The 20,302-nt window shown below is 71.9% G+C and carries 25 protein-coding genes; 11 read left to right on the top strand and 14 right to left on the bottom strand.

Features of this window, described 5'->3' with window-relative positions; translation table 11 throughout:
• Nucleotides 1-191: 191 nt before the first annotated feature.
• Nucleotides 192-1,808 carry a D-alanyl-D-alanine carboxypeptidase/D-alanyl-D-alanine-endopeptidase gene (gene dacB, locus ACIP4X_RS10910; protein ID WP_358733407.1) on the bottom strand — a complete coding sequence of 539 codons (1,617 nt, stop codon included), beginning with the start codon at nt 1,806-1,808 and terminating at the stop codon, nt 192-194.
• 79 nt (nt 1,809-1,887) lie between these two features.
• Here dacB and ACIP4X_RS10915 point away from each other — a divergent pair, with 79 nt between their 5' ends.
• Both ACIP4X_RS10915 and ACIP4X_RS10920 read left to right on the top strand, forming a co-directional pair.
• Complete coding sequence (locus ACIP4X_RS10915; protein ID WP_141366388.1) at nt 1,888-2,379, top strand: inorganic diphosphatase; 492 nt, start codon at nt 1,888-1,890, stop codon at nt 2,377-2,379.
• A gap of 120 nt (nt 2,380-2,499) precedes the next feature.
• A complete protein-coding gene (locus ACIP4X_RS10920) occupies nt 2,500-4,242 on the top strand; it encodes a threonine/serine exporter family protein (protein ID WP_358733409.1) in 1,743 nt (580 codons plus the stop codon).
• 25 nt (nt 4,243-4,267) lie between these two features.
• On the opposite strand, the gene ACIP4X_RS10925 is transcribed toward ACIP4X_RS10920, so the two are convergent.
• Nucleotides 4,268-5,248 (bottom strand): VTT domain-containing protein, encoded by a 981-nt coding sequence (locus tag ACIP4X_RS10925; protein ID WP_358733411.1) that lies wholly within the window; start codon nt 5,246-5,248, stop codon nt 4,268-4,270.
• 157 nt (nt 5,249-5,405) lie between these two features.
• On the opposite strand from ACIP4X_RS10925, the gene ACIP4X_RS10930 reads away from it, so the two are divergent.
• Nucleotides 5,406-5,771, top strand: coding sequence for a YbjQ family protein (locus ACIP4X_RS10930; RefSeq protein ID WP_358733412.1), 366 nt, complete (start codon nt 5,406-5,408; stop codon nt 5,769-5,771).
• 87 nt (nt 5,772-5,858) lie between these two features.
• Here ACIP4X_RS10930 and ACIP4X_RS10935 read toward each other — a convergent pair whose 3' ends face one another.
• Nucleotides 5,859-6,620 carry a MerR family transcriptional regulator gene (locus ACIP4X_RS10935; protein ID WP_358733414.1) on the bottom strand — a complete coding sequence of 254 codons (762 nt, stop codon included), beginning with the start codon at nt 6,618-6,620 and terminating at the stop codon, nt 5,859-5,861.
• 109 nt (nt 6,621-6,729) lie between these two features.
• On the opposite strand from ACIP4X_RS10935, the gene ACIP4X_RS10940 reads away from it, so the two are divergent.
• Nucleotides 6,730-8,013, top strand: coding sequence for an ion channel protein (locus ACIP4X_RS10940; protein ID WP_358733415.1), 1,284 nt, complete (start codon nt 6,730-6,732; stop codon nt 8,011-8,013).
• 79 nt (nt 8,014-8,092) lie between these two features.
• Nucleotides 8,093-9,505, top strand: coding sequence for a glutamate decarboxylase (locus ACIP4X_RS10945; protein WP_391458800.1), 1,413 nt, complete (start codon nt 8,093-8,095; stop codon nt 9,503-9,505).
• A 7-nt stretch (nt 9,506-9,512) separates the two neighbouring features.
• Here the strand turns inward: ACIP4X_RS10945 and ACIP4X_RS10950 are convergent, their stop codons facing one another.
• Nucleotides 9,513-10,973 carry an aldehyde dehydrogenase family protein gene (locus ACIP4X_RS10950; RefSeq protein WP_391458798.1) on the bottom strand — a complete coding sequence of 487 codons (1,461 nt, stop codon included), beginning with the start codon at nt 10,971-10,973 and terminating at the stop codon, nt 9,513-9,515.
• Nucleotides 10,974-11,121: 148 nt separating this feature from the next.
• Nucleotides 11,122-11,946, bottom strand: a complete 825-nt coding sequence (locus ACIP4X_RS10955; protein WP_358733578.1) for a helix-turn-helix transcriptional regulator — start codon at nt 11,944-11,946, stop codon at nt 11,122-11,124.
• Between the two features lie 355 nt (nt 11,947-12,301).
• Here ACIP4X_RS10955 and ACIP4X_RS10960 point away from each other — a divergent pair, with 355 nt between their 5' ends.
• The gene (locus ACIP4X_RS10960; RefSeq protein WP_391458796.1) at nt 12,302-12,781 is read left to right on the top strand and encodes an ATP-binding protein; all 480 of its coding nucleotides are present in this window, start codon (nt 12,302-12,304) and stop codon (nt 12,779-12,781) included.
• A 94-nt stretch (nt 12,782-12,875) separates the two neighbouring features.
• On the opposite strand, the gene ACIP4X_RS10965 is transcribed toward ACIP4X_RS10960, so the two are convergent.
• The 8 genes from ACIP4X_RS10965 to rpmG form a co-directional block, all read right to left on the bottom strand.
• Nucleotides 12,876-13,142: a DUF397 domain-containing protein gene (locus ACIP4X_RS10965; protein WP_391458794.1), complete on the bottom strand. Its 267-nt coding sequence runs from the start codon at nt 13,140-13,142 to the stop codon at nt 12,876-12,878.
• A gap of 146 nt (nt 13,143-13,288) precedes the next feature.
• Nucleotides 13,289-13,753, bottom strand: coding sequence for an SRPBCC domain-containing protein (locus tag ACIP4X_RS10970; RefSeq protein ID WP_358733423.1), 465 nt, complete (start codon nt 13,751-13,753; stop codon nt 13,289-13,291).
• Nucleotides 13,754-13,809: 56 nt separating this feature from the next.
• Nucleotides 13,810-14,157 carry a metalloregulator ArsR/SmtB family transcription factor gene (locus tag ACIP4X_RS10975; protein WP_358733425.1) on the bottom strand — a complete coding sequence of 116 codons (348 nt, stop codon included), beginning with the start codon at nt 14,155-14,157 and terminating at the stop codon, nt 13,810-13,812.
• 28 nt (nt 14,158-14,185) lie between these two features.
• A complete protein-coding gene (locus ACIP4X_RS10980) occupies nt 14,186-14,560 on the bottom strand; it encodes a VOC family protein (protein ID WP_391458791.1) in 375 nt (124 codons plus the stop codon).
• An 83-nt stretch (nt 14,561-14,643) separates the two neighbouring features.
• The gene (rpsR, locus tag ACIP4X_RS10985) at nt 14,644-14,880 is read right to left on the bottom strand and encodes a 30S ribosomal protein S18 (RefSeq protein ID WP_358733428.1); all 237 of its coding nucleotides are present in this window, start codon (nt 14,878-14,880) and stop codon (nt 14,644-14,646) included.
• Between the two features lie 4 nt (nt 14,881-14,884).
• A complete protein-coding gene (locus tag ACIP4X_RS10990; protein WP_358733430.1) occupies nt 14,885-16,069 on the bottom strand; it encodes a GTP-binding protein in 1,185 nt (394 codons plus the stop codon).
• Nucleotides 16,066-16,320: a type B 50S ribosomal protein L31 gene (locus tag ACIP4X_RS10995; protein ID WP_358733432.1), complete on the bottom strand. Its 255-nt coding sequence runs from the start codon at nt 16,318-16,320 to the stop codon at nt 16,066-16,068. Before ACIP4X_RS10995 ends, ACIP4X_RS10990 begins: the two co-directional genes overlap by 4 nt.
• 7 nt (nt 16,321-16,327) lie before the next feature.
• Nucleotides 16,328-16,492, bottom strand: a complete 165-nt coding sequence (gene rpmG / locus ACIP4X_RS11000) for a 50S ribosomal protein L33 (RefSeq protein ID WP_100568502.1) — start codon at nt 16,490-16,492, stop codon at nt 16,328-16,330.
• A 62-nt stretch (nt 16,493-16,554) separates the two neighbouring features.
• On the opposite strand from rpmG, the gene rpmB reads away from it, so the two are divergent.
• The 4 genes from rpmB (at nt 16,555) to ACIP4X_RS11020 (ending at nt 18,117) form a co-directional block, all read left to right on the top strand.
• On the top strand, nt 16,555-16,791 hold the full coding sequence (gene rpmB / locus ACIP4X_RS11005) for a 50S ribosomal protein L28 (protein ID WP_358733434.1): 237 nt from the start codon (nt 16,555-16,557) through the stop codon (nt 16,789-16,791).
• Between the two features lie 35 nt (nt 16,792-16,826).
• The gene (rpsN, locus tag ACIP4X_RS11010) at nt 16,827-17,132 is read left to right on the top strand and encodes a 30S ribosomal protein S14 (protein ID WP_358733436.1); all 306 of its coding nucleotides are present in this window, start codon (nt 16,827-16,829) and stop codon (nt 17,130-17,132) included.
• Between the two features lie 105 nt (nt 17,133-17,237).
• Nucleotides 17,238-17,498, top strand: a complete 261-nt coding sequence (locus tag ACIP4X_RS11015) for a hypothetical protein (protein WP_358733438.1) — start codon at nt 17,238-17,240, stop codon at nt 17,496-17,498.
• 91 nt (nt 17,499-17,589) lie between these two features.
• Nucleotides 17,590-18,117, top strand: coding sequence for a DUF4232 domain-containing protein (locus tag ACIP4X_RS11020; RefSeq protein WP_358733439.1), 528 nt, complete (start codon nt 17,590-17,592; stop codon nt 18,115-18,117).
• 99 nt (nt 18,118-18,216) lie between these two features.
• Here ACIP4X_RS11020 and ACIP4X_RS11025 read toward each other — a convergent pair whose 3' ends face one another.
• Nucleotides 18,217-19,338 (bottom strand): DUF2786 domain-containing protein, encoded by a 1,122-nt coding sequence (locus tag ACIP4X_RS11025; protein WP_401347836.1) that lies wholly within the window; start codon nt 19,336-19,338, stop codon nt 18,217-18,219.
• 125 nt (nt 19,339-19,463) lie between these two features.
• On the opposite strand from ACIP4X_RS11025, the gene ACIP4X_RS11030 reads away from it, so the two are divergent.
• Nucleotides 19,464-20,234, top strand: coding sequence for a Clp protease N-terminal domain-containing protein (locus tag ACIP4X_RS11030; protein WP_358733442.1), 771 nt, complete (start codon nt 19,464-19,466; stop codon nt 20,232-20,234).
• Nucleotides 20,235-20,302 lie beyond the last annotated feature (68 nt).

Genomic DNA, 20,302 nt, shown 5'->3' on the forward strand with positions numbered 1-20,302 from the left:
GGGCAGGCCGTGACGCTGGGTGAATCTGCCCTTCGTGTTCCAGCCACGCCCCTGGCGCACCGAGTCACCACCGAGCCACCCGGGCCTGCCGGGACCCGGCTCGGGACGCGACTACGCCACCCGCACGGCCGACCTGGTGGTCGTGAACCAGCCCGGCCTGAAGGGGCCTGGACCGGTCGTGAGCCGGGGTGTCAGGTGCAGGTGCAGGTTGCCAGGGTTGTGGCCGCGTGGTCCAGGGCCGTCTGGGCTGCTTCCGGGGCCGTGGTGTTCTCCGCGAGGAAGGCGAAGGCCAGGAGGTGGCCGTTGTGGGCCACGAGCGTGCCCGCGAGGGTGTTGACGCCCGTCAGCGTGCCCGTCTTGGCCCGTACGAGCCCGGCGGCGCCGTCCGTGTAGCGGCTGGTCAGGGTGCCGGTGAAGCCGGCGACGGGCAGGCCGGTGAGGACCGGGCGGAGGCCGGGGGCGGCGGGGTCGGCCGCCTTGGCCAGCAGGGCCGTGAGCAGGTCCGCGGTGAGCCGGTCGGAGCGGTCGAGTCCGCTGCCGTCGTGGAAGTCGGCGCCCTTCAGGGGCAGGCCCAGCTTCCTCAGCTGGGCGGTGATCGCGGCGGCGCCCCCGGCGAAGTCAGGCCGCCCGCCCGTCGCGGCGGCCGTCTGGCGGGCCAGGGCCTCGGCGATGTCGTTGTCGCTGTTGGTGAGCATCCGTTCGACCAGGCTCGACAGCGGGGGCGAGGAGACCGTGGCCAGGGTCTCCGCGCGGCCCGTCGCCCCGGCCGCGCCGGCGACCGTGGTGCGGACGCCGTGTCCGGACAGCAGGTCGGCGAAGACGCGGGCCGCGTCCGCCGCCGGGTCGGCCACGCGCGGGGCCGGTCCGCTGGTCGAGTCGCCGGTGCGGCCCTCGTCGGCCATCAGGGCGGTGACCGGGGCGAGGTTGTCGTTCACGCCGATGGGGTGCAGGGAGGTACCGGCGTACAGGGTGGTGTCGTAGGAGAGCGTCACCTCGGTCACACGCCGCTTGCTCAGCGCGGTCGCCGTGTCGGCGGCGAGGGTGCGCAGGCTCGCCAGGTTCCCGGCGTCCTTGCGTGCGGTGAGCGTGGGGTCGCCGCCCCCGATCAGGGCGAGTTTCCCGGTGCCGGGTTCCAGGGCGGCGCGGGTGGTGAGCCGGTGGTCGGGGCCGAGGGCGGACAGCGCGGCGACGGCGGTGGCGATCTTGGTGGTGGAGGCGGGGACGTGCGGGTCGTCGGCGTCCTGGCCGTAGAGCCGCTCGCCGGTGGTGACGTCGATCACGGCCGCCGCGTGGCGGGTGCCGAGGGCGGCGTCCCGCAGCAGCGGGTCGAGGGCGGCCGCGAGGGCCGAGGTGTCCGACGCCGGCCGCGCCGGGTCGCCCGCCCCGCCGAGGCCCACCAGCACCGGGACGGCACTGGGCGCGGGCTTCACCCCGCCGTCGGCCGCAGACCCGGACACATCGGATGCATCCGACGGATCCGGCGTACCGGTCCGGCGACCGTGATCTGCGCCACCCGTGCGCCCCAGGGCCGCGGCCCGGTCCCGCTCGGCCGTACGCTGGCCGGAGGAGTCCCAGGGCCCGGCGGCCGTCACCACACCGGCGGCGAGCGCCAGCCCGGCCGTGGCGGCACCCGCGGTGTAGTGCCAGGTCTTCGGCTTGGTGAGCCGCGTTCCGGCGGCCTCCGTGAGTCGCGCGACCCGCGGTCCCACGGTCCGCGCGGCCCGTACGAGCCGCGGCCGTGCGGCCCGTGCGAGACGGGCCAGGCGCGGTCTCGCGGCCCGCCAGGCTCTCAGCTCCGGCACGACCACCAGCCCCTTTCGCGATCACACACCTGCGTGAGGGACACTTAATCACCAGAACTATGTGCTGATCATGGAGGAGCCACCGGTGGAGTTCGACGTCACGATCGAGATTCCGAAGGGTTCGCGGAACAAGTACGAGGTGGACCACGAGACCGGTCGTATCCGCCTGGACCGTCGACTCTTCACTTCGACCAGCTACCCGGCGGACTACGGCTTCGTCGAGAACACCCTCGGCGAGGACGGCGACCCGCTGGACGCGCTGGTCATCCTGGACGAGCCGACCTTCCCCGGCTGCCTCATCAAGTGCCGCGCGATCGGCATGTTCCGGATGACCGACGAGGCCGGCGGCGACGACAAGCTGCTGTGCGTGCCGGCGTCCGACCCGCGTGTGGAGCACCTGCGGGACATCCACCACGTGTCGGAGTTCGACCGCCTGGAGATCCAGCACTTCTTCGAGGTCTACAAGGACCTGGAGCCCGGCAAGTCCGTCGAGGGCGCCGACTGGGTGGGCCGCACCGACGCCGAGGCGGAGATCGAGCGTTCCATCAAGCGTTTCCAGGAGCACGGCGGTCACTGAGCCCCACGCCTCCCACGCGCCGCGCCGTCCCCACGGGGGCGGTGCGGCCGTTCGCGTACCGGTACCTCCGTCTGCGCATACTGAGGCAGACGGAAGGTGTCGTTCAGGGAGCGTTTCTCAGTGACGGACGCGGAGGACCGCAAGCCGCAGTCGGACGAGGCGAGGAGTGCGTTCAGGGTTCCCGCCGGCTCGTCGGTGACCCGGATGACCCAGGCGATCCCGGTCGTACCGGCCGCCGACGCCGAGTCGTCCACGACGTCCGAGTTCGCCGTGCCCGAGGGGCTGACGGCGCCCAGGACGGGGAGCGCCGAGTCGGAGACCACGTCCGAGTTCGCCGTGCCGGACGGCCTCGGCGTCGCTCCGCCGCCGGCGGTGGAGCCGGAGGGGTCCGCCTTCAGCCCGCCGAGCACCTACAGCACCCGCCAGGGCCCGCCCGCCTTCACCCCGGCGGGCGGCATCCCGGCGATCAACCTGCCCAAGGACGTCCCCTGGCAGGACCGGATGCGCACCATGCTGCGCATGTCGGTGGCCGACCGGCCCGCGCCCGAACCGGTGCACAAGGCGGAGGAGGGCGGCCCCGCCGTCCCGCGCGTGCTCGACCTGACCCTGCGTATCGGCGAGCTGCTGCTCGCGGGCGGTGAGGGCGCCGAGGACGTCGAGGCGGCGATGTTCGCGGTCTGCCGTTCCTACGGCCTGGACCGCTGCGAGCCGAACGTCACCTTCACCCTGCTGTCGATCTCCCACCAGCCGTCCCTGGTCGACGACCCCGTGACGGCGTCGAGGACGGTACGCCGCCGGGGCACCGACTACACGCGCCTGGCGGCCGTCTTCCGGCTCGTCGACGACCTGAGCGACCCGGAGAGCCACCTCTCCCTGGAGGAGGCCTACCGGCGGCTGGCCGAGATCCGCCGCAACCGGCACCCCTACCCCGGCTGGGCGCTGACCGCGGCCGCCGGGCTGCTCGCGGGCACGGCCTCCGTCCTGGTCGGCGGCGATCTGATCGTCTTCGTGGCCGCGGCGCTCGGCGCGATGCTCGGCGACCGCCTGGCATGGCTGTGCGCGGGGCGCGGGCTGCCGGAGTTCTACCAGTTCACGGTCGCCGCGATGCCGCCGGCCGCGCTCGGCGTCGCGCTCACCGTGGCGCACGTCGACGTGAAGGCGTCCGCCGTCATCACCGGTGGACTGTTCGCGCTGCTGCCGGGGCGGGCGCTGGTGGCGGGCGTGCAGGACGGCCTGACCGGCTTCTACATCACCGCCTCGGCGCGCCTGCTGGAGGTCATGTACTTCTTCGTCGGCATCGTCACCGGCGTGCTGCTGGTCCTGTACTTCGGTGTGAAGCTGGGCGCCGCGCTCGACCCGGACGCCGCGCTCGCCATGAGCCGGCGGCCGGTGCTCCAGATCGTCGCGGCGATGCTGCTGTCGCTGACCTTCGCCGTGCTGTTGCAGCAGGAGCGGTCGACCGTGCTGCTCGTGACGCTCAACGGCGGTGTCGCGTGGTCGGTGTACGGCGCCATGCACGACGTCGGCAACATCTCCCCGGTGGCGTCCACGGCCGTGGCGGCGGGCCTGGTGGGCCTGTTCGGGCAGTTGCTGTCCCGCTACCGGTTCGCGTCCGCGCTGCCGTACACGACCGCCGCGATCGGGCCGCTGCTACCGGGTTCGGCGACGTACTTCGGTCTGCTGTCGATCGCGCAGAACCATGTCGACAAGGGGCTGGTGTCGCTGGCCAAGGCGGTGTCGCTCGCCATGGCCATCGCGATCGGGGTGAACCTCGGTTCGGAGATCTCCCGGCTGTTCCTGAGGATGCCGGGCGCCGCCTCCGCCGCGGGGCGCAGGGCGGCGAAGCGGACCCGCGGGTTCTGACCCGCGGCGCCCGCTCGCGCACGCCCTACGGGGCGCGGTAGTAGCCGCCGTTGTCCGGGTACTGCGGGTTCTGGTCGTAGCCGCCCTGGCCCTGCTGATCGCCGTAGGGCTGCTGCTGCGGGTACGGCTGCGCGTACTGCTGGCCGTATCCGTAGTGCTGCTGCTCCTGCGCGGGCTGGTTCTGCGCGGGCTGGTTCTGCGCGGGCTGGTTCTGCGGGGGCTGGTTCTGCGGGGGCTGGTTCTGCCCGCCGTACTGGTGCGGCGGCTCGATGCGGCGCAGACGGGTCGTGGCGTCGTCCATGACCGGCTGCTGGAACTGCTGCTGCTGTCCGTACGGGGCGGCGACGGGCTGCGGGGCGGGGGCGGCCGGCTCCTCGGGGTTCTTCTTCTCCTTGGAGCGGGCACGCAGGAACTCGATGATGATCGGGACCACCGAGACGAGGACGATCAGGATGAGGATCGCCTCGATGTTGTTCTTGACGACGCCGATGTTGCCCAGCCAGGAGCCGAGGAGCGTCACGCCCGCGCCCCACATCACGCCGCCGATGACGTTGAAGATCAGGAACGAGCGGTACCGCATGCCGCTGACGCCCGCGATGATCGGCGTGAACGTGCGCACGATGGGCACGAAGCGGGCCAGGACCAGGGACTTCGGGCCGTACTTCTCGAAGAACTCGTGCGCCTTGGTGACGTTCTCCTGCTTGAACAGGCGGGAGTCGGGCCGGTTGAAGAGCGACGGCCCGACCTTCTTGCCGAACATGTAGCCCGCCTGGTCGCCCAGGATCGCGGCGAGGCAGATCAGGGCGATGGCGCCCCACAGCGGGAAGTCGAGCTGCTTCGACGTGATCAGCAGACCGCAGGTGAACAGCAGGGAGTCGCCCGGCAGGAAGAAGCCGATGAGCAGACCCGACTCGGCGAAGACGATGAGGAGCAGACCCCAGATGCCGAAGGAGTTGAGCAGGTGGTTCGGATCCAGCCAACTCGGGCCGAGGGCAAGCGTCGTCACGGTTCCGGACTCCTGAGGGGTGGGGTGGTACGGCGTCGAGGGCGAGGCGAAGCCTCGTGCGGTGCCGCACAAAGCTACCAACGCAAGGTATACGCCCAAGGTTCCAGCAGTGCGCCGGGGATGGCGCCGCACGGTCCGCTCACGCCAAGCTTGCGCCATGAACATCGAGGAATACGGCGGCGGCCAGGAGCCCGAGCCGGACGTGCTGGTCGTGACGACGAACGACGTACCCGGCCACCGGGTGGAGAAGGTCATCGGCGAGGTCTTCGGGCTGACGGTCCGGTCCCGGCATCTGGGCAGCCAGATCGGGGCCGGTCTGAAGTCGATGATCGGCGGTGAGCTGAAGGGGCTCACCAAGACGCTGGTGCAGACCCGCAACCAGGCCATGGAGCGGCTCGTCGAGCAGGCACGCGCGCGGGGAGCCAACGCGGTGCTGGCCTTCCGCTTCGACGTGACCGAGGCGGCGGACGTCGGCACGGAGGTGTGCGCCTACGGCACCGCCGTGGTCCTGGTCCGGGAGTGACCGCCCAGGGCCCGGGTGCCTGCACCCGGGCCCCTCGTCTCTCCTGCGTCGCTCCTGCCGCATTCCTACGACTTTCTTGCCGCGTTCCTACGACGTGTGCCGCTCGGCGTTGGCGAGGATCGCGTCGTGCAGGTAGGCGGCCAGGCCCGGCCGGATCTTCTCGTAGGTGGCGGTGAAGCGCGGGTCGGCGACGTACATCCGTGCCAGGCAGGTGTGCATCTCGTGCCCGCAGTCGTAGTAGCTGCCGGCGATGAACCGCCGGTGCTCCTCGGCCACGTCCATGGCGGCCTCGGAGCCGGCCGGCGTGCCCGCGTCGAGCAGCGCCGCCATGCGCCGGTGGATCGCGTCCTGCTCCTCCGTGAGCCGCTTCCAGTCCTCCTTGGTGTACGAGGCGGTGCGGCGCCGGGACTGCCGGTAGGCCTCCGTGCCGCCCCAGCGCCGCTGGACCTCGTCGGCGTACTTCTCGGGGTCGTGGTCGCCGAAGACCTCGAACCGCTCCTCCGGGGTGAGATCGATGCCCATCCTGCGTGCCTCCATGGCGTGCTCCACGGCCGCGGCCATCTTCTTCAGCTTCTCGATCCGGGCGGTCAGCAGTTCGTGCCGGCGGCGCAGGTGCGCGGCCGGGTCCGCCTCCGGGTCGTCGAGCAGGGCCGCGACCTCCTCGAGCGGGAAGCCGAGCTCCCGGTAGAACAGGATCTGCTGCAGCCGGTCGAGATCCGCGTCGCCGTAGCGCCGGTGGCCCGCGTGGCTGCGCTCGCCCGGGACGAGCAGGCCGATGTCGTCGTAGTGGTGCAGGGTGCGCACCGTCACTCCGGCGAATCCGGCGACCTGTCCCACGGAGTAGCTCACTTCCGCTCCTTTCTCGGTACGCGGTCCACGGTGGCTCCTCACGCCGCGTGAGGTGCAAGCGTGTTTCGTTCCGGATGTTGTGTCGCTTTCGTCCGCTTATCGTGAGCCCGTGGCCCAGGACACCGCGCAGCAGGCACCGACCGCCCAGGCGGCCCCGGCCCGCGCCCTGCTGCCGCTGATCCTGCCCGCACTGGTCGTCGGGGTCGGTTCCAGTCTGCTGTTCCTGCTGGTGAGCGGGGTGGCGGAGCGGTTACAGGGGGTTCTGTGGGAGAGCCTGCCCGATGCCCTGGGCATCGGGCGCTACTCGGTCGTCTGGATGCTGGTCGTGCTCACCGCGACGGGTGTCCTGGTGGGGCTGGTGGTGTGGAGGGCGCCGGGGCACGCCGGACCGGCCCCGGCGACGCTGGGTCTGACGGCCGCCCCGGTGGCGCCGGCCGTGCTGCCGGGGCTGCTGGTGGCCGCCATGCTCATGCTGGCCGGCGGGCCGAGCCTCGGTCCGGAGAACCCCATCATCATGGCGAACGTGGCCCTGGCGTTCGCGCTGGGCCGCCGGCTGCTGCCCCGGCTGCCGGGCGCGCTGTGGCCGGTGCTGGCGGAGGCGGCGACGATCGGCGCCCTGTTCGGCACCCCGGTGGCCGCCGCGCTCGTCATCTCGGAGGCGCTGGCCGGACGGCCGGCCAGGGGGACGCTGTGGGACAACCTCTTCGCGCCGCTGGCCGCCGGGACCGCGGGCGCCCTGACGACCGGGCTGGTCGCCCGCCCCACCTTCGACCTGGGCCTGCCTCCTCTCGGCCGGCCGCACTGGGGCGACCTCCTGGCCGCGCTGGTGATCGCCTCCGCGGCCGCGCTGCTCGGCCTGCTCGCCGTGTATGCCTTCCCGTACGTCCACCGTGCCTTCGCGCGGCTCGGGCATCCGATGCTTGCCCTGCCCGCCGGTGGGCTCGTGCTCGGTCTGCTGGCGGTGCTCGGCGGCCCCCTGACGCTCTTCAAGGGGCTGTCGGAGGTCGCGGAGCTGGCCCGCGATCCCGGGGCCTGGACGGCGGGGCAGTTCGCGACGATGGCCGTGGTGAAGCTGGCCGCGCTGCTCGTCGCCGCGTCCTGCGGGTTCCGCGGCGGGCGGATCTTCCCGTCCGTGTTCGTCGGCGCCGCCTTCGGGCTGACCGCGCACGCCCTCGTGCCCGCGGTGCCCGAGTCGCTCGGCGTGGCGGCGGGCGTGCTGGGCATGCTCCTGGCCGTCACCCGGCAGGGCTGGGTGAGCCTGTTCACGGCCGCGGTACTCGTGTCGTCGCCGGCCGTCCTCGCCCTGCTGTGCGCCGCCTCGCTGCCGGCCTGGCTGCTGGTGACCGGCAGGCCGCTGATGCAGCTCGGGAAGGACGGTACGGCGATCCGCTGACCCCGCAGCCCCTCCTCCGCCCCTCGAACCCCCCGGTCCAGGAACCCATCGATCGCGTCGATCCCGCAGGAGACAGCCCATGCCGCTGCACCGAGGACACGAGAAGCCCGACGAGCGCCCTCTGTCCGTCAACCCCTTCTACGGGGAGGCGAATCCGGCCGTCGAGATGGCCGAGGCGCCGCCCAAGCACCGGCTCGGCGACACGCCCCTGCCGCCCTCGACGGCGTACCAGCTCGTGCACGACGAGCTGATGCTGGACGGCAACTCCCGGCTGAATCTGGCCACGTTCGTCACGACCTGGATGGAGCCGCAGGCCGGCGACCTGATGAACGAGTGCCGGGACAAGAACATGATCGACAAGGACGAGTACCCGCGCACCGCCGAACTGGAGCGGCGCTGTGTGGCGATGCTCGCCGACCTGTGGAACGCGCCGGACCCCTCGACCGCCGTGGGCTGTTCGACGACCGGGTCGAGCGAGGCGTGCATGCTCGCCGGGATGGCGCTCAAGCGGCGCTGGGCGCGGCGGAACGCCGACCGCTACCCCGGCCGGGACGCCCGCCCGAACCTCGTCATGGGCGTCAACGTCCAGGTGTGCTGGGAGAAGTTCTGCAACTTCTGGGAGGTCGAGGCCCGCCAGGTCCCCATGGACGGCGACCGCTACCACCTCGATCCGCGGGCCGCCGTCGAGCTGTGCGACGAGAACACCATCGGGGTCGTCGGCATCCTCGGCTCCACCTTCGACGGCTCCTACGAGCCGATCGCCGACCTGTGCGCGGCCCTGGACGCCCTCCAGGAGCGCACGGGCCTCGACATCCCGGTGCATGTCGACGGCGCCTCGGGCGGCATGATCGCGCCCTTCCTCGACGAGGACCTGGTCTGGGACTTCCGGCTCCCGCGGGTGGCCTCGATCAACACCTCGGGCCACAAGTACGGGCTGGTGTACCCGGGTGTCGGCTGGGCGCTGTGGCGGGACGGCGAGGCGCTGCCCGAGGATCTGGTCTTCCGGGTCAACTACCTGGGCGGTGACATGCCGACCTTCGCGCTGAACTTCTCCCGGCCCGGCGCGCAGGTGGTCGCGCAGTACTACTCGTTCCTGCGGCTGGGCCGCGAGGGCTACCGGCTGGTGCAGCAGAGCACCCGGGACGTGGCCCGCCACCTCGCCGAACGGATCGAGGCGTTCGGCGACTTCCGGCTGCTGACCCGCGGCGACCAGCTGCCGGTGTTCGCCTTCACCACGGCCCCCGACGTGGAGGCCTACGACGTGTTCGACGTCTCCCGGCGGCTGCGCGAGCACGGCTGGCTGGTGCCCGCGTACACCTTCCCGCCGAACCGGGAGGACCTGTCAGTGCTTCGCGTGGTCTGCCGCAACGGGTTCTCGGCCGACCTCGCCGAGCTGTTCCTCGACGACCTCGGCCGCCTGCTGCCCCAACTGCGCCGCCAGCCGTACCCGCTGACCCGGGACAAGAACGCGGCCACCGGGTTCCACCACTGAAGCCTGCCTAGAACGGGAAGCCGCTCCGGCCGTGCTGGACCGAGATCCACTTCAGCGTGGTGAAGGCGTCCAGGGTCGTCTCGCCGTTCAGACGGCCGATGCCGGAGTGCTTCTCGCCGCCGAAGGGGACGAGCGGCTCGTCGTGGACGGTGCCGTCGTTCACGTGGAACATGCCGGTGTCGATCCGCCGGGCGAAGGCGACGCCCCGTTCGACGTCCGCCGTGTGGACGGCGCCGCTGAGGCCGTACGGGGTGTCGTTGACGATCCGGACCGCCTCCTCCTCGCCGTCGAACGGGACGACGAAGGCGACCGGTCCGAAGACCTCCTGGCGGAGCAGGGAGGAGTCGGCGGGCAGGTCCGTCAGGACCGACGGCTCGACGAGGTTGTCGGTGACGGCGCCGTGCAGCAGGGCCGTGGCCCCCTCGGCGATCGCCTGCTGGACGACGCCCGACAGCGCGTACGCCTGCGTGGAGTTGATCACCGGGCCGATGACGGTCTCCGGGTCGCGCGGGTCGCCGACCTTCAGCGAACCGGCCTTGGCGACGAACTTCGCGGTGAACTCCTCGGCGACCGAGCGGTCCACCAGGATCCGGTTCGCGGCCATGCAGACCTGGCCCTGGTGCACGTACCGGCTGAAGACGGCCGCGTCGACCGCGTAGTCGAGGTCGGCGTCGTCCAGGACCACGACCGCGCTGTTGCCGCCGAGTTCCAGGACCGAGCGCTTGAAGTGGGAGGCGCAGACGGTGGCGACGTGCCGGCCGACCCGGTCGGAGCCGGTGAAGGAGATGACCTTGGGGACGGGGTGCTCGATGAAGGCGTCGCCGATCTCGGCTATGTCCGTGATGACGACGTTGAGCAGACCGGCCGGCAGGCCCGCGTCCTCGAAGATCCTCGCGATCAGGGAGCCGCCGGTGACCGGCGTGTCCTGGTGCGGCTTGAGCACCACGCCGTTGCCGAGGGCGAGCGCCGGGGCGACCGACTTCAGGGACAGCAGGAAGGGGAAGTTGAAGGGGCTGATGACGCCCACGACACCGACCGGCACCCGGTAGAGGCGGTTCTCCTTGCCGTCGACCGGGGAGGGCAGGATCTTCCCCTCGGGGCGCAGCGCCAGGTGGATCGACTCGCGCAGGAACTCCTTGGCGAGGTGCAGTTCGAAAGCGGCCTTCAGACGGGTGCCGCCGAGCTCGGCGATGATCAGCTCGGTGATCTCCTGCTCGCGCTCCTCGACCAGCCGCAGCGCCTTCTCGAAGACGGTTCTGCGGGCGTAGGCGTTGGTCGCGGCCCACTCCTTCTGGGCGCGGGCGGCCGCGCGGTAGGCCTGATCCACCTCGTCGACCGTGGCTATGGTGATCGAGGCCAGCTTCTCCCCGTCGTACGGGTTGAAGTCGATGATGTCCCAGGAGCCGGTACCCGGGCGCCACTCGCCGTCGATGTACTGCTGGGCGAGTTCGGTGAAGTAGGACGGCATGTGCTCCCTCGATCCCCTGCTGCGAGACGGTCGAAGCAGTCGGAGCCCCGGATCAACCCCCGATCACTTCTTCATGGTCTGATCACGTGTCATCGTACTTGTGAGCGAAGCGAGTTGGGTGCCCGATGCGTGTTTACGGAAGGCTTCCCTACGACAGCTGGAGCAGCCCGCGCAGCAGGTCGCGGCTCTCGTCCGGGCCGGGTCCGCCGTGCTGGAGTTCCTCCAGCGTCCGCTCGTACTGGGCGACGTCCTCGGGCTTGTCCAGATAGAGGGCGCTGGTGAGCTGCTCCAGGTAGACCACGTCCGACAGGTCCGACTCGGGGAAGCTGAGGATGGTGAAGGCCCCGGACTCGCCGGCGTGCCCGCCGAGGCTGAACGGCATGATCTGCAGCCGTACGCCTGGCCGCTCGGAGATCTCGATCAGGTGCTGCAACTGCCCGCGCATCACGTCGCGGTCGCCGTGGGGGCGGCGCAGGGCGGCCTCGTCCAGGACGATGTGGAGGTCGGGCGCGTTCTCCGAGACAAGGTACTTCTGGCGCTCCATGCGCAGCGCCACCCGCCGCTCCACGTCGGCCTCGCTCGCGCCCTGCATGCCGCGCCGGACCACCGCCCGGGCGTACGCCTCGGTCTGCAGCAGTCCGTGCACGAACTGCACCTCGTAGACGCGGATCAGGGACGCCGCGCCCTCCAGTCCCACATAGGTGGGGAACCAGCTCGGCAGGACGTCGGAGTAGCTGTGCCACCAGCCCGCGACGTTGGCCTCCCTGGCGAGGGAGACCAGCGAGGTGCGCTCCGTCTCGTCCGTGATGCCGTACAGGGTCAACAGGTCTTCCACGTCTCGGGTCTTGAAGCTCACCCGACCCAACTCCATCCGGCTGATCTTCGACTCCGAGGCACGGATCGAGTACCCGGCCGCCTCGCGCGTGATCCCCCGCGCCTCCCGCAGCCGCCTGAGTTGCGAGCCGAGCAGCATGCGCCGCACCACCGATCCTGGCTCTCCCGCGCTCACGTTCGCCAGCCTCCCCAACCGTCTTCAAGGCCCGCAGTCTGCCACTAATTCACTCCGAGCTGTACTCGCGCGATTACGGAAACGGAAAGGGATCAAGGACGACGCACGGGCTCCGGCCGGGCGGAAGACCAATGGATGACGGGAAGATGGCAGAAAAAATGGCCAGTAAGCGGTACGGGGAGGCCCATTTCGGTCGCGTGCACGTGCATCTGCCCTTGCATCTGCTCTGCGCATCCGAAACCATGGTCTCGCGCCACCGCTGCATCGCAACGACCGCGGATTACCGGGAGTGCCTCGCATGGGGACGAATGGATCGACCATGCTCGAGCCGTTACGACAGGGCCTTCCCCCGCTGGATCCCGCGGCCGTGGCCAGCGCCGCCTCCTGCGCGCTGCCCGCCCGCCACGAAGCGGCGCGCGAGGCAAGACGGTTCACCCGCACGACCCTTGACCGCTGGGAACTGGACGACCGGTTCGACGACGTCTGCCTGGTCGTGTCCGAGCTGGTCACCAACGCCCTGCGGCACGGACTGCCGGAGCCGTCGCCGGAGCCCGGGTGCGATCACGACTCGCCCGTGCGGCTGCACCTGCTGCGCTGGACCGGGCGGCTGGTGTGCGCGGTGCGCGACCCGAGCCGGAAGAGCCCGGTCGCCCGCGGGACGGACGACTTCTCGGCGGAGTCGGGCCGCGGCCTCTTCCTCGTGGACTCCTTCAGCGACGGCTGGGGCTGGCACCCGCTGACCGGCACCCTGGACGGCAAGGTGGTCTGGGCGCTGTTCCGGCTGCCGCCCGCCGAATGACGAACCGCGGCCCTCTTCGACGCCGTGGTTCTACGCGCGTCACCGCGCGTCGCGCCCCGATCACCCGGAGTCACACGCCTCGCGCGAGGCTAATTCAGCCCGCTATCAGGTGGTCGAACTCCCCGTCCTTGACGCCGAGGAGCATCGCCTCGATCTCCGCGCGCGTGTAGACCAGCGCGGGACCGTCGGGGAAGCGGGAGTTGCGCACCGCCACGTCTCCGCCCGGCAGTCGCGCGAACTCCACGCAGGAGCCCTGCGAGTTGCTGTGCCGGCTCTTCTGCCAGGCCACCCCTTGCAGCCCTGCGGCCGCCATGCCGTTGTACACGTCGCCCCCGTACCCGCCCTCGACGTCGTGGTCCACAGGTCGCTCCCCGGTGGTGCACTGGCTGGTATGGCCATTGATGCATCGGTCAACTGATCCGGATCATAGCCCTGTTCACATGCAGATGCGCGCGCAGATGCACGTGCACGGGGAGTGGTTCAGCGGTTACAGGCCTGCCGTCCGCATCACCCGAGCCGCTCCAGCGCCTGCCCCAGAACGCGCAGGACATGCGAGCGCCATCCCCCGTCCATGATCTCTCGCGCCATCATCTGTGCCGGGTCGTCCGGATCGAATCCGTCGTGCACCAGGAAGAGACGCGTGCCGCGGCCTTCCTGTTCCAACGTCCAGGTGAGTGTCCAGTCCGCGGGATTGGCCGGATCGGCATCCCTCCAGCGGACGGACAGCATCCGCTGGACGTCGTAGGCGAGGACCTCCACGTCGACGACGCCGGAGAAGCCGGAGTTGGGACGCGGGACGGAGGTCATCCGGTAGCGGTGGCCGACCTCCAGGCGGAAGTCCGCGGCTCCCGGCATCTGCCACTGCGCGAGGAGCGAGGGCTCGGTGAGGGCCCGCCAGACCTTGGCCGGCAGGTGTGGGTAGAACTGGTCGACGCGGATCGTGGTGAGGTCGTCGTGGGGGTCGGTGCTCATGTGCGATCGCCGTGGGGTGTGGGGGTCTCGGACGCGGTCACCGCAAGGGTCGGCGCTCAGGTGGGGCCGTCGTCGGGCATACGGTCCAGCAGCGCGCCGAGTTCCTTCATCCGGCCGCGCCAGAACCGCTCGTACGGGTGGAGCCAGTCCTGCACCTCGGCCAGCGGGGCCGCCTCCAGGCGGTAGATGCGCTGCCGTCCGGAGCGCTGTTCGGAGACGAGGCCGGCCTCCCGGAGCACCTTGAGGTGCTCCGAGAGGCTGGGGCGGCGCATGGCGAAGCGGTCGGCCAGCTCCTGGACGGGCTGGGGCCCCTCCTCGCGCAGCAGCCGCAGCACCTCGCGTCGCGTGGCGTTGGCGAGCGCGGCGAAGACGCGGTCCTCCGCGGCGGTGTCCGTCCCCTTCATGCGGTGCTCGTCCCGTTCATGGCGGCGGTCAGAAGCCTTCCTTCTCCGTCAGCAGCATCAGACCGTTGCCGTCGGGGTCCGTGAAGGAGGCCATGCGGCCCCAGGGCAGGTCGTCCGGACCCTGCACCGGGACGCCCGCCTGCGCGAGCCGCGCGCAGTCGGTGTCGACATCGGTCGTGACCAACATGATCCCCCGTGCCGATCCGGGCTCGAAACCCCCCATCCCCGGCCCGGAGAGCGTAAAGGCCGTCTGCGCGCCGGCGGGCGCCACCTGGAGCCAGCGCCCCTGGGGCATGTCCCGGTCGGCGACGGCCTCGAAGCCGAGGACGTCCGTGTAGAAGCGCAGCGCGCGGTCCAGGTCGGCGACGGGGAGGGTGACGAAGGAGGCGTGAGTGATGTTCATGGCGACGACATTAGGTAGGAGATTCCCTACGTGTCAACCGTAGGGAATCTCCTACCTGTCGCCCGCCCGCGCCGCCGGGCGGGTCAGCGGCCGGCGGAGTACGGCAGCAGTGCCATCTCCCGCGCGTTCTTGATCGCCCGCGCGAGAAGCCGCTGCTGCTGGGCCGTGACCCGGGTGACCCGGCGGCTGCGGATCTTGCCGCGGTCGGAGATGAACCGGCGCAGCAGATCGGTGTCCTTGTAGTCGATGTACGAGATCCCGGCCTGCTCCAAGGGGTTGGGTCGGGGCTTGGCGGGCTTGCGGTCGCTCTTGCGGGGCATCGGGTCAGACCTCCAGGAGGGTGTCGAAGGCGGACGCCAGGCCCCTCCAGGCCTCGCGTCCGGCGGCGTACTCGGCGTCGGTCAGCAGGCAGGACTCCAGCAGCAGCTCGAGACCGTCGCGGTCCAGGCCGGGGGAGGTGAAGACGAGGTGCTGGCAGCGGTCGCCGTGCTCCGGGTGCCAGTCCAGTGCGGCCGCGGCCCGGCGCACCGGCGGGACCAAGTCCCAGGCCGCGTCCGGCAGGGCGGCGAGCCACGGGCCCGTGCCCTCCACGCACAGCGCGCCGCCGGCCGCGTCCCAGTGCAGCAGCGTGTCGGGACGGTCGGCCAGCCAGAACCGGCCGCGGCTGCGCGCGGCGGCGCAGGTCAGGTCCTCCAGAGCCGCGTACAGCCGTTCCGGGTGGAAGGGGCGGTGGCGGCGCCAGACCAGCGTCGAGACGCCGTGCGCGTCGGCCTCGGCGGGCAGCAGCGCGCACGCCGGATGCTGGGCCGCCTCGGCCGCCTCGACGTCGAATCCGGCGAGGGCGGCGCGGACCAGCTCCGACCGTCCGGCGGCCTCCCCCGTCCCGGCCCGGGCAGGGGCGGTGCCCGCCGGGTCCCCGTGGCCGATCGGAACCCGGCGGGCCGTCGGGTGGAGTTGTGCCAGTAGTTCGCGGTCCTCGTCGTCGGCCTCCGGGGAGTCGGCGACGGCGAGCACGGGCGCGTACTCGAGCTGCCGGGCGAAGGTGTCGGCGACGGTCCGCTGGTCGGTGGCGGCCGCGGCGAGCCCGCCGTCGGCCAGATCGTCGCCGTTGCCGAGGTACGGCAGGACCAGGGCCGGGTCGACGGCGGTGACCACGCCGGTGACGGTGAGGCCGCCGGCCACCACCACCTCGGCCATCGCCTTGGGCTCCACGGAGTCCCACAGCTCGACCACCGCGAGCCGGGTCCGTCCGGCGTCGGCGATCCCGCGCAGCTCCGGCACCAGGTCCTCGCGCAGCGCGCAGCACGCGCAGTCGTTGACCAGGGGCGTCTCGCCGCGGGACAGCACCCCGGAGGCGTCCCGGACGGTCCGCACGACCGTGCCCGCGGGGGCCGTCGCCAGGTCGTGGTGGAGCGCGACGCTGCCGGGCACCTCGGTGAGGAGCCGCGCGACGGCCGCCCTCCGGGCGTCGGCGTGCAGTCCGCCGACGATCACCACCGACAGACTCACGCCCCGCCCCGCTTCCCGTACCGGCGCTCGAAGCGCTCCACGCGCCCGGCGGTGTCCAGGACGCGGGCGGTGCCGGTGTAGAAGGGGTGGCTGACGTCGGAGATCTCGACGTCGACGACGGGGTAGGTGCGGCCGTCCTCCCACTCGACCGTCTTCTCGCTGCTCATGGTCGAGCGGGTGAGGAAGGCGTAGCCGGCGGCACGGTCACGGAAGACGACGGGACCGTAGGCCGGGTGGATTCCCTTGCGCACGGCGGCCTCAGCGCTCCTCTCGGAAGTCGACGTGCCGGCCGGCGACCGGGTCGTACTTGCGCAGGGTCAGCCGGTCGGGATCGTTGCGGCGGTTCTTGCGGGTGACGTAGGTGTAGCCGGTTCCGGCCGTGGACCGGAGTTTGACGACCGGGCGGAGTTCATTGCGTGCCATGCCGCTATGCTACTGAAAATGAATTCCATTTACATCACCGATCGAGGAGAGGTAGGTCACCCGTGTCCGCCCACTGCATGCTGACCGGCGCCCGGCCCGGCTTCGGCAACCGAATCTCGCACTCCCACCGCCGGACGTCCCGCCGCTTCGACCCGAACATCCAGAGCAAGCGCTACTGGCTGCCGAGCGAGGGCCGCCATGTACGGCTCCGGCTGAGCGCGAGGGCCGTCAGGACCGTCGACACGATCGGCGTCGAGGCGGCCGTGGCGCGCATCCGCGCGCGCGGAGTGAAGGTCTGAGGAACCCCGGGCAGCCGAGGAAGCAGGGAGACGCCATGGCGAAGAAGAGCAAGATCGCGAAGAACGAGCAGCGACGGCAGATCGTCGAGCGGTACGCCGCCCGGCGGGCCGAGCTGAAGGAGATCATCCGCAGGCCGTCCTCGTCGCCGGACGAACGGCTCGCCGCGGAGCGGGAGTTGCGCCGGCAGCCGCGGGACGCGAGCGCCACGCGCGTGCGCAACCGCGACCAGACCGACGGCCGGCCGCGCGGTTACCTGCGCACCTTCGGCCTGTCCCGGGTGAGCCTGCGGGAGCAGGCGCACGCCGGGCATCTGCCCGGGGTCCGAAAGGCCTCCTGGTAGGGACCGGCCTTGGTGGCCTGCCGCGGTCGTAGCGGCCACCGGACGGGCGGACGGGCCGAGGCCGGGGGCTTTTGAAGTTGGCTCGCCACCGCCGGTGGCGAGGCCGTGGCCCTGATCGTCGACGGCAGGCAGGCGGCGCTCTTCTCGGCCGACCGGACCGTCCGCACCGGAACGGCGGCCGAGGAGGGCGCGCGGCACGTGATCCGCCTCGACGCGTGCGAGTCCCGTACGACCGGCACGGTGGACTCCGTCAACAGGACCGCGCTCCGCGTTACCTGGGAGGGTGGTCTCGGCACGGAGACGTACACCCGGTCGACCGGCGGGGCGCTACCGTCGGGCCTGCCAACGGCGAGCCCGGGCTCCTGACGTTCGCGAAGCCGATCGCGGGGCGGGCAACCACGCGGGGCGCTCGTGCGTGATGATCCCTGGGCATCGTCACGACCCAAGGGACCAGTTCATGCGCGCCATTCCGCTCACCGTCACCGCTCTCACCGCGGCCCTTCTGCTCACCGCCTGCGGCAGTGGCGGCGGCGACGCCGGCTCCGGGGACAAGAACACCGCCGGCAGGACCTGCCGGATCGGCGGGGTCGGGGTCCAGGTCGGCCCCGCCAACGCCGCGCCCGCCGCCGGGGACACGGGCGATGTGCCCGTCACCGTCACCAACCGGGGTGACCGGTGCACCCTGGAGGGCTTCCCGGGCGTCACCCTGTCCGCCGGCAAGGCCACGGCGACCGTCCCGCAGGACACGTCCGGCAAGCCGCAGAGGCTCACCCTGGCCAAGGACGACACGGCGTCCTTCACCCTCACCTACGTACGGGCCAAGGAGGGCGACACCAAGAGCCTCGCGGTGACATCACTGAAGCTGAGCCTGCCCGGGGCGTCCGACAGCCAGGACTTCCCGTGGTCCTACGGCCCGGTCCAGGGCAAGAAGAACGCGAACGACCCGGACGCCTCGGTGACGGCCTTCCAGCAGGCCGGCGACTGAACCGCGAGGCGGTTCACGCGGGTGGGCTCGGCCGCGACGCCGCTCACGCGGGTGGCGCCGCACCCCGTTCGTACGGGTGTCCGCCGGTCGCGGCAGCGTTCACGCGGGTGGTGCGACCCGTCCGTCGAGTGGCGCGCGGGACTTCACCTGGGCTCGGTCCGCCGCCCGGGACCCCTCTGCCCAGCCCTCCGTGTCGCTCACCCCGCGCAGCCGGGTGGTGGTCGTCTCCGGGAACAGGCGGTCCACGCGGTCGGTGACCGCGACGTCCCGGGTCGCCAGGACGGGCAGCAGGTCCGCGGTGACCTGCGTCTCGGCGGCGGCCGCGAGGCGGGCGCCGACCCGGTGGGCGTAGGCGGCGAGGAAGGACTGCCGGAAGGTCTTCGTCCGCTTGCGCCCGCCCGCCCGCTGGGCGGCCTCCGCCCTGGTCATCGCGGTGGTGGCCTGGACGAGGAGCGACGCGTGGAGCAGCTCGACCGCCTCCAGGTCGGCCTCGAAGCCGACGACGGTGGAGAAACCGAGGGCCTCGTTCCACACGGCACGGCAGTGGTTGGCGGTGGCGACGGCGTCCAGCAGCACGGCCTTGGCCTGCTCGTACGGCGGCTCGACACCGATCCGGCAGGCGCCGGGAGCGTCGGGCGCCGGGGTACGGGCCGCGAGCAGCGCCTCGTCGACGCTGTGCCGCGCCATCAGCTCCTGCGCCTTCGCGCTGAGCGCCTCCGCCTCCTCCGGGTACCCGGTCGCCTCCGCCTTGGCGAGCAGCGACCGGATCCGGGTGAGCATGCGGGACTCGGCCCGGGGCGCGGGGGTGGTCTCGTCCAGCGGTTCGAGCGCGGGGAGCCGCAGCAGCAGGCGGTAGAGCTCCAGGACGGTGGTGGCGTGCGTGAAGCGGTCGACGCGGGGCGGCTCCTCGCGGGGCAGTGCGTCGAGCTGGACGGTCCAGCGCGGGCCGCGCGACCGGTCGTCGCCCGACTGGGCGCGGACGAGCGCCGCGAGCAGCTGTGCGTGGACCTCGTCGAGCTCCCGCCGCACGAGCCGCGCGACATCGGCGGGCTGCCAGCCGCGCTGCCACGCGGTCGCCACGAACTCCCGGCCGCGCCGGAGGAGTTCGGCGTCCGCGGCGGGGTCGGCCGCCAGCAGGGAGGCGCCGGTGTCGAGGGCGTCGTCGGAAGGTGCGTACAGGGCGGCCCGGAAGGCGCGCTCGACGGTGCTGGACGTGCTCACCGGTCGATCGTGCCATGAGCAGCCCGAAAGTCTGTCCACACCCTGTGGACAACCGTCGGTCCCCGAAGACCGCGAGGCGTCAACCCGCGGTTGACACCCTAAGGTGCGCAACCTACGGTTGACACATGACGAACCCCACCATCAGGTCGAGCGTCCGTCTGGACGACCTCATCTCGGCCATCAAGACCGTCCACCAGGAACCTCTCGAACAGCTTCAGGACGCCGTGCTCGCCGCCGAGCACCTGGGCGAGGTGGCAGACCACCTCATCGGGCACTTCGTCGACCAGGCCCGGCGCTCCGGCGCCTCCTGGACCGACATCGGCAGGAGCATGGGCGTCACCCGGCAGGCCGCGCAGAAGCGGTTCGTGCCCAAGGAGTCGGCCGACCTCGACCCCAGCCAGGGCTTCAGCCGCTACACGCCCCGCGCCCGCAAGGTGGTCATGGCCGCCCACGAGGAGGCCAAGGCGGCCAGGAGCGCCGAGGGAACGCCCGCGCACCTGGTCCTCGGGCTGCTCACCGAACCGGAGGCCATGGCCGCGCAGGCCGTCGAGGCACAGGACGTCACCCTGGACGCCGTCCGCGAGGCGGCCACCGCCGCCCTGCCGCCGGCGTCCGACGACGCCCCCGAGCTGGTCCCCTACGGCTCGGCCGCCAAGAAGGCCCTGGAACTCACCTTCCGCGAGGCCCTGCGCCTCGGCCACAACTACATCGGCACCGAGCACATCCTGCTGGCCCTGCTGGAGCAGGAGAACGGCGAGGGCGTCCTCAGCGGCCTCGGCCTGGACAAGGCGCGCACCGAGGAGTACGTGGCGGCGGCCCTGGCGGAGCTGGTGAAGGACCGGTCCCGGCAGGACGAGGACCAGGAGCCGCAGGCGGACGGCGGACAGGAGGCCTGACCCGCCCGGGCAACGCGGCCGACCGCCCTCCTGAGCCGCGGGCGGGGCCCGTTGTCAGACCTGCCTGC

This window comes from Streptomyces sp. NPDC088817 (assembly GCF_044750345.1).
Lineage (GTDB): Bacteria > Actinomycetota > Actinomycetes > Streptomycetales > Streptomycetaceae > Streptomyces.

Excerpts from the sequence above, each read along its gene's own strand:
- ACIP4X_RS10945 (WP_391458800.1), top strand. The coding sequence starts at position 8,093 with ATGCCGCTGCACCGAGGACACGAGAAGCCCGACGAGCGCCCTCTGTCC.
- ACIP4X_RS10975 (WP_358733425.1), bottom strand. The coding sequence starts at position 14,157 with ATGAAGGGGACGGACACCGCCGCGGAGGACCGCGTCTTCGCCGCGCTC.
- ACIP4X_RS11020 (WP_358733439.1), top strand. The coding sequence starts at position 17,590 with ATGCGCGCCATTCCGCTCACCGTCACCGCTCTCACCGCGGCCCTTCTG.
- rpsN (WP_358733436.1), top strand. The coding sequence starts at position 16,827 with ATGGCGAAGAAGAGCAAGATCGCGAAGAACGAGCAGCGACGGCAGATC.
- ACIP4X_RS10970 (WP_358733423.1), bottom strand. The coding sequence starts at position 13,753 with ATGAGCACCGACCCCCACGACGACCTCACCACGATCCGCGTCGACCAG.
- rpmG (WP_100568502.1), bottom strand. The coding sequence starts at position 16,492 with ATGGCACGCAATGAACTCCGCCCGGTCGTCAAACTCCGGTCCACGGCC.
- ACIP4X_RS11030 (WP_358733442.1), top strand. The coding sequence starts at position 19,464 with ATGACGAACCCCACCATCAGGTCGAGCGTCCGTCTGGACGACCTCATC.
- ACIP4X_RS10980 (WP_391458791.1), bottom strand. The coding sequence starts at position 14,560 with ATGAACATCACTCACGCCTCCTTCGTCACCCTCCCCGTCGCCGACCTG.
- ACIP4X_RS10955 (WP_358733578.1), bottom strand. The coding sequence starts at position 11,946 with ATGCTGCTCGGCTCGCAACTCAGGCGGCTGCGGGAGGCGCGGGGGATC.
- ACIP4X_RS10930 (WP_358733412.1), top strand. The coding sequence starts at position 5,406 with ATGAACATCGAGGAATACGGCGGCGGCCAGGAGCCCGAGCCGGACGTG.
- rpsR (WP_358733428.1), bottom strand. The coding sequence starts at position 14,880 with ATGCCCCGCAAGAGCGACCGCAAGCCCGCCAAGCCCCGACCCAACCCC.
- ACIP4X_RS10960 (WP_391458796.1), top strand. The coding sequence starts at position 12,302 with ATGCTCGAGCCGTTACGACAGGGCCTTCCCCCGCTGGATCCCGCGGCC.
- ACIP4X_RS10950 (WP_391458798.1), bottom strand. The coding sequence starts at position 10,973 with ATGCCGTCCTACTTCACCGAACTCGCCCAGCAGTACATCGACGGCGAG.